Source organism: Methanoregula sp. (assembly GCF_002835825.1).
In the GTDB taxonomy this organism is placed as follows: domain Archaea; phylum Halobacteriota; class Methanomicrobia; order Methanomicrobiales; family Methanospirillaceae; genus Methanoregula.
On the sequence record NZ_PIZH01000452.1, the window covers coordinates 1 to 1,642 of the forward strand.

A 1,642-nucleotide genomic window follows, 5' to 3' on the forward strand; every position below is an offset into this window, starting at 1 on the left:
TAAAGGTTTGCCCCCGAAAGCAAAGATCAACGTGTAGCACGTCATCCTCGGGCTGAGCGGGAAGGGCGGGGTGGGCAAGGCCACCGTTTCCGTCAACCTCGCGTTCGCGCTCGCAAACCATGGGAAGAAGACCGGCATCCTCGACCTCGACTTCCACGGCCCTAACATCCCCAAGATGCTGGGGATCGAGGACCGGCGGCCGGCGGTCACTGCCACTACGATTGAACCCGTCCCCGTTACCGGCAACCTCTCGGCCCTCTCGATGGCGTTCCTGTTGCCGGACACGAGCACTCCCGTGGTCTGGCGCGGCCCGATGAAGATGACGGCAATCCAGCAGTTCCTTGCAGAGGTGCACTGGGGGGCGCTCGACTATCTCGTCGTCGACCTCCCGCCCGGCACCGGTGACGAGGCGCTCACGATCGCCCAGCTCGCCCCGAATGTCCGCGGCGCAGTCATCGTCACAACACCACAGGATGTTGCGGTCATGGATGCGATGCGGGCGGCAAAGTTCATCGAGAAACTTGACCTGCCGGTCCTTGGCGTGATCGAGAACATGAGCGGTATGGTATGTCCCCACTGCGGGGAGGTTCTCAACCTCTTCTCTGCCGGTGGCGGAAAGAAAGCGGCAGAGGACCTCGGCGTCCCGTTCCTCGGGGCTATCCCGCTCGATCCGGCCATGGTCAGGGCCGGTGACGACGGCCGGCCGTTCCTCATGCAACACGCAGACTCTCCCACCTGGAAGGCAGTGGACACCGTGATGGAACGCCTGGTGGAAGAGATCGATCGGAAATAACGATTCCTGACAACGGCATACGGGGGATGAGGGATGCCCCTGAAATATACCTGCGCCGCATCCCGTGCCGGGCCGGAAGCGGCAACATCCCGGCATCGCCTCTCTTTACGCCGGTCTCGCGGGGATTGTCAGCCCCCGTTTGCACGAACCTGTGCAGTTTATCTTTCTGCCCGTAGTATTGACTGGATGAGGATTCCGGCGCATGTTCCCTGAGATTGCCCCGCTCCCGCCCCGGTCATGGCGGGCTTTTACGCTTCTCTTCCCGGTAGCGGTTACTGTCGCCTTTGTGATTGTTCTTTTCCTCACCCTCCCGCAGGAGTTGTTTTTTCCCCTGGCCGGGCTCATCGTGGCGTATCTCCTTCCCCCTGCCGGCAAGGAGACCGTGATCCCGGTCGGGATTGCGCTGGGCATTCCCTGGTGGTACATGGCCCTTGCCATTGTTGCAGTCGACATGATTGCCGCCCTATTCATGGCGCTGAACTTCGATCTCCTGTACCGGGTCCCGTGGCTCGGGCCGCTGCTGTCCGATCTCACGAAAAAGACCCGGCAGCTCCTCTTCTCCCACCGGTGGCTGGCAAGCCTCTGGTTCTTCGCCGTCGTGCTCATGGTGATGGTCCCGGTCCTTGGAAGCGGAGGGGTCCGCGGATCGATTGCCGGCCGGCTCCTCGGCCTTTCCCCCCTGCTCACGATCCTTGCCATCGGTGCGGGTTCGCTCATCGGGTGTTTTGGCATCGCCCTCGGTTCCGATATGGCGCTCTCCCTGCTCTGCGCGAACGGTACGCTTCCGCCGGAGATTGCAGGGGCGGTGTGCGGGGGTGCGGGGCCGGTCGCGGTCATGGTGCCGTGACC

General features: G+C 62.9%; 1 protein-coding gene and 1 pseudogene. Both read left to right on the top strand.

Features of this window, described 5'->3' with window-relative positions; translation table 11 throughout:
* Positions 1-793: pseudogene (locus tag CW742_RS12195) on the top strand (Mrp/NBP35 family ATP-binding protein); the annotation flags it as partial.
* 202 nt (positions 794-995) lie between these two features.
* Complete coding sequence (locus tag CW742_RS12200) at positions 996-1,640, top strand: small multi-drug export protein (protein WP_292420751.1); 645 nt, start codon at positions 996-998, stop codon at positions 1,638-1,640.
* Positions 1,641-1,642 lie beyond the last annotated feature (2 nt).

What these genes read in the sequence shown, in the direction of transcription:
- CW742_RS12200 (WP_292420751.1), top strand. Translation starts at nt 996, where the DNA reads ATGTTCCCTGAGATTGCCCCGCTCCCGCCCCGGTCATGGCGGGCTTTT.